The organism is Neisseria sp. P0021.S005 (assembly GCF_051956955.1).
On sequence record NZ_JBQCWY010000132.1, the window covers coordinates 1 to 7,081 of the forward strand.

5 protein-coding genes are annotated in these 7,081 nt (G+C 49.9%); 2 read left to right on the top strand and 3 right to left on the bottom strand.

The features are described 5' to 3' along the window. On the bottom strand, nucleotides 1-1,043 hold a 1,043-nt coding region (locus ACTHUE_RS08910; protein WP_440423310.1), incomplete at its 3' end, for a PqiB family protein. Beyond that, nucleotides 1,040-2,350, bottom strand: coding sequence for a paraquat-inducible protein A (locus ACTHUE_RS08915; RefSeq protein ID WP_079453695.1), 1,311 nt, complete (start codon nucleotides 2,348-2,350; stop codon nucleotides 1,040-1,042). The genes ACTHUE_RS08915 and ACTHUE_RS08910, both read right to left, overlap by 4 nt. Before the next feature lie 404 nt (nucleotides 2,351-2,754). Here ACTHUE_RS08915 and ACTHUE_RS08920 point away from each other — a divergent pair, with 404 nt between their 5' ends. Further along, the gene (locus ACTHUE_RS08920) at nucleotides 2,755-3,378 is read left to right on the top strand and encodes a biliverdin-producing heme oxygenase (RefSeq protein WP_440361277.1); all 624 of its coding nucleotides are present in this window, start codon (nucleotides 2,755-2,757) and stop codon (nucleotides 3,376-3,378) included. A 174-nt stretch (nucleotides 3,379-3,552) separates the two neighbouring features. Continuing rightward, a complete protein-coding gene (locus ACTHUE_RS08925) occupies nucleotides 3,553-5,925 on the top strand; it encodes a TonB-dependent hemoglobin/transferrin/lactoferrin family receptor (protein ID WP_440361278.1) in 2,373 nt (790 codons plus the stop codon). A 77-nt stretch (nucleotides 5,926-6,002) separates the two neighbouring features. Here the strand turns inward: ACTHUE_RS08925 and mnmC are convergent. Further along, nucleotides 6,003-7,081, bottom strand: a 1,079-nt coding sequence (gene mnmC / locus ACTHUE_RS08930) for an FAD-dependent 5-carboxymethylaminomethyl-2-thiouridine(34) oxidoreductase MnmC (protein ID WP_440402798.1), incomplete at its 5' end; no start/stop codon positions are given.

Here is a 7,081-nt window from a genome sequence, read left to right on the forward strand (position 1 = left end):
TCGATGCGGATGCGTACGGGAATCCAACCGTTTTCAAACAAATGCAGGCTGTCGTTGCGGTCGAAATAAGGGACATCGGAAACCACGCCGACATTCAGGCCTTTGTATTCGACAGGCGAACCGGCAGACAGGCCGCGTACGGATTGTTTGAAGAATGCGGTGTAGTACAGCGAGCGGTCGTCAGGCAGGTTGGCGACTTCGCTGCGGCTGTCATAAAGCGTGAAGCTGTCTTCGCTTTTGACGTTTTTGCTGTCGCTTGTTTTGGGCGAATCAAACGAAATCGCACCGGACAGCAGGGCAGGCAGAGGGGCGGAATTGAGTTTGACACCACTGCCTGTGGTTTCGATATTAATGCCGCTTTCCAGCCAAAAACGGCTGGCGGAATTAATCAGTTTGTCGTTGGGGCTTTGAATGAAAATGGTGTAATGCACGCTTTGGTCGGACGGGTCGAAATGCGCGCTTTCTACTTGACCGACCATAAAGTTTTCATACAAAACAGGGCTGCTGACGTTGAGGATGCGGTCGTTTTTGCCGATCAAATTCAGGCGCAGGCCGCTTTGACCGATGGCGGCAATCGGCGGAATGTCTTGGACGACAAATACATCTTTGGTTTCTTGGCTTTTGCCCGGTGTAAATGCAATATATGAGCCGGAAAGCAAGGTTCCCAAGCCGGTAACGCCACTTTGGTCGATACGCGGTTTGACCACCCAAAATTGGGTATCACTGCGGATAAGGTCTTTGGCGTCGGCGCTGAGCTGGGCAGTAACTTCCACGCCTTTTTGGTCGTCGCGCAATTTGATGCGGGTAACGCGTCCGACATCGACGTTCAACACCTTAATAACGGTGTTGTTGACTTCGATGCCTTCGGCGCTGTCCATCAACAGTGTAACGACAGGGCCGCGGTTGCGGATGTCTTTAACCAAAAGCCAGCCGCCGGCAATTAGCGCAATCAGCGGAATCAGCCACACGATAGACGTGAAGACATTGGTTTTCTTGACACGCGCTGGGGCATGATAATTGGGTGAAGAATCGTGTTTTTTCATTGTGTTAAGGTCTGGTCAGAATCAAGGCCGTCTGAAAGCTGCTGTTGCTTGTCCCAAATCAGACGGGGATCGAAATAATAGGCCGAAAGCATGGTCAAAATAACAACCAGGCAGAAGTAAATCGCCGCACCACCCGGCACGACGCGCGCCATATTGGTGTGGAACGAACTCATCAAAATAATAATCACAAAAATATCAATCATCGACCAGCGGCCGATGGATTCGGTGATCCGATACAAAACCGACATCTTTTCCGCGCTCATCACGGGTTTGAAGTATGCGGAATAAATCAAAACCGCCATCGCAATAATCTTCAAAACCGGCACCATAATACTGGCACTAAAGATAATCACGGCAATCAACCGATCGCCATCGTCCCACATATAAACAATGCCGTTGAAAATCGTGTTGATCTCCAAAGCCGTCGGATTGGACGAAATCATAATCGGCAGGATGTTGGCAGGGAAATACAGGATAAACGCCGCCATTAAAAACGCCAGCGAAATGCTCAGGCTTTTCGGGCGGCGGCGGTATAAGTCTGCGCCGCATACGCCGCAAGGCTGCTCGTCTTTATTGCGGAAATACAGGCAGCGGCTGCAACAGATTTTGTCTTCAGTGGCCGTCTGAACCGCATGGCCGCCGGTTAAACGGTGAATCTTATAATAAACCCAATGCTGCGGAATCGATACCGAAGTCCGAATCAGCATGACCGACAGCGGAAACATCAGATAAAACGCTGAGCCGAATTCCACTGTAGCAACGGACGAGAGCTTGATATATGCCACCAAAGTGGAAATGAAAAACACATCCACCATAATCCAATGACGCAGCCGAACCAATACACGCGTTGCAAAGCGCAGCGCAGGGTAGGCCTTTTCGCGTATCAAAGCCGTATAAACATAAAGGCAGAGCAGCAGAAACAGTAAGGGCGCGCCGAAGGTGAGGATAAACATCACTTCCGCCAGAAAACCGTAATCCAGCGAAATCAAAAGCCGCATCATTTGCGGCAACGACAAAATCGATGTTACGCCGAACAAATCCACGCGGATATACACCATATTGTACGCGAACGCCATCAGAATCAAGGTTGTCAGCGCATAGGCAATCGGCGCGATATACGGATTGTTTTCCACCTCCACAATTTCATGGTTGCACACCGGACAATGCGCTTCCTGTCCCTGACGCAGGCGCGGAATATCCATACGGCAGCCGCAATCCGGGCATTCCACCGTATGTGCAGGCAGCGTCGCATCAGGAAGATAAGACTTGTAGCGCCACCAGCGATGGTAGGCAGGAATCCGTTTCATGGTTCGGCAGGGGATAAAGAAGGTGCAAAGAATGTCGCATTATAAAGGAAAACAGAAGGATAGCCCAAATTTAGGTCGATATTTGATTGAATGGCGGCTGCTTAATAAGGTTTGGGCCGTCTGAAAAGTTTGAAAAGGGTTTAGAAGGTTATTGCTATGGGCTGTTAAATTTTATTAATAGGTCTTAGTTTGGTTTATTGTTATTATATTAAAAATAATATATATTCTCAATATTTAAAAACACGATGAGTCTTGTAGATCTGTGGAAGGTACGCGGTCAACGAATCTGAAGCAGGTTAAAAATTATCTTCTTTGTTTTTAAAACGATTCTTTTCAAATTAGACGGTATTTTTAACTATAAAGGCCGTCTGAAACCATTAGTCTCTTAATTCAAAGGAAACATCATGAGTGAAACACAAGAGCTGACTTTCGCCAAACGCTTGAAAGAGCAAACCACAGTTACACACGACAGCGTTGATAACTTGGTTATGTTTGTTCAGCCTTTCGTCAGCAAAGAAAACTACATCAAATTTTTGAAACTCCAATCAGTCTTCCACAAAGCTGTCGATCACATCTATAAAGATGCCGAATTAAACAAAGCCATTCCCGAACTCGAATACATGGCGCGTTACGATGCCGTAACCCAAGACCTAAAAGACTTGGGTGAAGAGCCTTACAAATTCGACAAAGAATTGCCGCATGAAACAGGCAATAAAGCCATCGGCTGGCTCTATTGCGCCGAAGGTTCAAATTTGGGTGCTGCTTTCTTGTTCAAACACGCTCAAAAACTCGAATACAACGGCGAACACGGCGCACGCCACCTGGCCCCGCATCCCAACGGCCGCGGCAAACACTGGCGCGCCTTCGTCGAGCACCTGAATGCCCTGAACTTAACTCCGGAAGCTGAAGCAGAAGCCATTCAAGGCGCGCGCGAAGCTTTTGAATTCTATAAAGTGATTCTGCGCGAAACCTTCGGTCTGCCGAAAGGTGCGGAAGCGCCTGAAGGTATGACGCCGCACAGACTCTAAAAAATAATTAAATCAAACAGACAAGGTCTCGGCGTAGATGTTTGCAGGGGCCTTTAATTACACAACAAAGTTTTGTTTGAACGGGTTGCTGTCTTATTAATCATTAATGATTATCAGAAATTTTTTATGCATTAACTGATGGATGAACAATCCATTACATCTTGAGTTGATAATATGAAACCATTACAAATGCTTCCTATTGCCGCACTGGTCGGCAGTATTTTTGGCAATCCAGTATTAGCAGCAGATGAAGCTGCAACTGAAACCACACCCGTTAAAGCAGAGATAAAAGAAGTCCGCGTTAAAGGTCAGCGCAATGCGCCTGCAGCCGTGGAACGTGTCAACCTTGGCCGTATCCAACAAGAAATGGTACGTGACAACAAAGACTTGGTACGTTATTCCACCGACGTTGGCTTGAGCGACAGTGGTCGCCATCAAAAAGGCTTTGCCGTACGCGGCGTGGAAGGCAACCGTGTCGGCGTCAGCATTGACGGCGTAAACCTGCCTGATTCTGAAGAAAACTCGCTGTATGCCCGTTATGGCAACTTCAACAGCTCGCGTCTGTCTATCGACCCCGAACTCGTGCGCAACATCGAAATCGTGAAGGGCGCAGACTCTTTCAATACCGGTAGCGGTGCATTGGGTGGCGGTGTGAATTACCAAACCTTGCAAGGTCATGATTTGCTGTTGCCTGAGCGTCAGTTCGGCGTGATGATGAAAAACGGTTACAGCAGCCGCAACCGCGAATGGACAAATACACTTGGGTTCGGTTTGAACAACGACCGCGTGGATGCCGCTTTGCTGTATTCGCAACGTCGCGGCCATGAGACTGAAAGCGCGGGCGAGCGTGGTTATCCGGTAGAGGGCGCCGGCAGCGGAGCGAATATCCGTGGTTCTGCGCGCGGTATTCCTGACCCGTCCAAACATAAATACCACAGCTTCTTGGGTAAGATTGCTTACCAAATCAACGACAACCATCGTATCGGCGCATCTCTCAACGGTCAGCAGGGCCACAATTACACGATCGAAGAGTCTTATAACCTGACCGCTTCTTCTTGGCGCGAAGCCGATGACGTAAACAGACGGCGCAATGCTAACCTGTTTTACGAGTGGACGCCCGATTCGAATTGGTTGTCGTTGTTGAAAGCGGACTTCGATTATCAGAAAACCAAAGTAGCGGCGGTTAACAACAAAGGCTCGTTCCCGATGGATTATTCTACCTGGACGCGCAACTATAATCAGAAGGATTTGGACGAAATCTACAACCGCAGCATGGATACAACCTTCAAACGCATTACATTGCGTATGGATAGCCAACCGTTGCAAATGGGCGGCCAACATCGCTTGTCGTTTAAAACTTTCGCCAGCCAGCGTGAGTTTGAAAACTTAAACCGCGACGACTACTACTTCAGCGGCCGTATTTTACGCACGTCCAGCACGATTCAGCATCCAGTGAAAACCAACAACTACGGTTTCTCGCTGTCTGACCAAATCCAATGGAACGACGTGTTCAGCAGCCGCGCAGGTATCCGTTACGACTACACCAAAATGACGCCGCAGCAACTGAATGCCGAGTGTCATGCTTGTGACAAAACACCACCTGCAGCCAACACTTATAAAGGCTGGAGCGGTTTTGTCGGCTTGGCTGCACAGCTGAGTCAGACATGGCGTTTGGGTTACGATGTAACTTCCGGTTTCCGCGTGCCGAATGCGTCTGAAGTGTATTTCACTTACAACCACGGCTCAGGTAACTGGTTGCCTAATCCGAACCTGAAAGCCGAGCGCAGCACCACCCATACCCTTTCTCTGCAAGGCCGCAGCGAAAAAGGTACTTTGGATGCCAACCTGTATCAAAGCAATTACCGCAACTTCTTGTCTGAAGAGCGGACGCTGACCACCAGCGGCGATGTCGGCTGTACTCAGATGAATTACTACTATGGTATTTGTAGCAATCCTTATTCCGAAAAACTGGATTGGCAGATGCAAAACATTGACAAGGCCCGAATCCGTGGTCTTGAGCTGACAGGCCGACTGAATTTGGGACAAGTGGTTTCTTTCGTACCTGAAGGCTGGAAACTGTTTGGTTCTGTCGGTTACGCGAAGAGCAAACTGTCAGGCAACAACAGCCTGTTGTCCACTCAGCCTCTGAAAGTGATTGCCGGTGTCGATTACGAGAGCCCGAGCGAAAAATGGGGTGTATTCTCCCGCCTGACTTATTTGGGTGCGAAAAAAGCTAAAGATGCGCAGTACACCGTGTTTGAAAACAACGGTTGGGGTACGCCTTTGCAAGAAAAAGTAGTAGATTATCCATGGCTGAACAAATCGGCTTATGTGTTTGATATGTACGGCTTCTACAAACCGGCTAAAAACCTGACTTTGCGTGCCGGCGTATACAATATGTTCAACCGCAAATACACCACTTGGGACTCCCTGCGCGGCCTGTACAGCTATAGCACCACCAACGGCGTTGACCGCGATGGCAAAGGCTTAGACCGCTATCGCGCCCCAGGCCGCAATTACGCCGTATCTCTGGAATGGAAATTCTAAGCAGTTAACGGATAGCTAAAGGCCGTCTGAAAGTTTTAATGACTTTCAGACGGCCTTTTTTATTTAAAACGAAATTTTTAAACGGATAACAACGGCTGCTGCCGAACAATCGCGCGGATGATGGCGCGGTTGGGGTGTAACGCGGTTCTCAGCCTTTGCGATAGCGGATGCGGCAAGCCGAGTATTTCGGCTGCAATGGCGGCGGCGCAGATGGGGGCTGTCGCCAGTCCGCGCGTGCCGTGTGCCGTATTGATGTAGGCATTGGTCAGGTAAGGGCAGGGGATTTTGTCGAGGCGGTAGTTTTTGTCCAATGCCAGCTTGGCGTAGGCGGACTGCATGGCGGTGATGTCGCCGAGCGCGCCGACAACGGGCAAGTGGTCGAGGCTGTCGCAACGTAGGGCGGCATGGCCTTGTGTGTTTTGAAGGCCGTCTGAAAACGAATCTTGCTCAAACAGGGATTGTGCCAATGGCGGATTGAGCTGGTGCAGGGCGGCGCGGTTTTCGGTTTCTTCGTGCGGATACCAAGTTTCATCGTTGCTGTTGAGGATAAATGTTGCGCCGTAGCAGTGACGGCCTTGCCAGCTTGGGCTGATGTAGCTTTCGCCGGAAATGGCGCAACGCAGTTTTTGTGAAAACGGGCTGGCGGACACAACACCGGTTTGACCGCGGATTTGGCGGAAAGGCAGGGCGGAGACGTTGGTGTCGGCGGCAGTCGGGCTATGCGCGCCCATACAGTAAACGATATGGCTGGCATTGAAATACGCGTCTGGTGTGTGTGCTGTCCATTGTGAGCCGTCATACGATACGGCGGTCAGCGGCGAGTGTTCGTGCAACTCAATCAGCGGATGATTCAATAAGGTATGAACGACGGCGGGCGGATTCAGCCATACGCCTTGCGGCCAGTAAAGGCCGTCTGAAAATACGTTTATGCCTGCGATGGACGCAGCTTCTTCGGCAGATACGCTGTGGTAAAGGTGTTTATGCTGGTGTTGCAAAACCAAGGCTTGATTGCGTTTGCGTTCGCTGTCGTCAAAATTCAAATGCAATACGCCGTCGCCGCCCCATACGTCGGAGTCGGGCAGCAAGTCTTCCAACAATCGGCGCGTGTAGCCGTAGCCTGTCAGCAGCAGCTCGGTTTGTTCGGTATCGTGTGGCG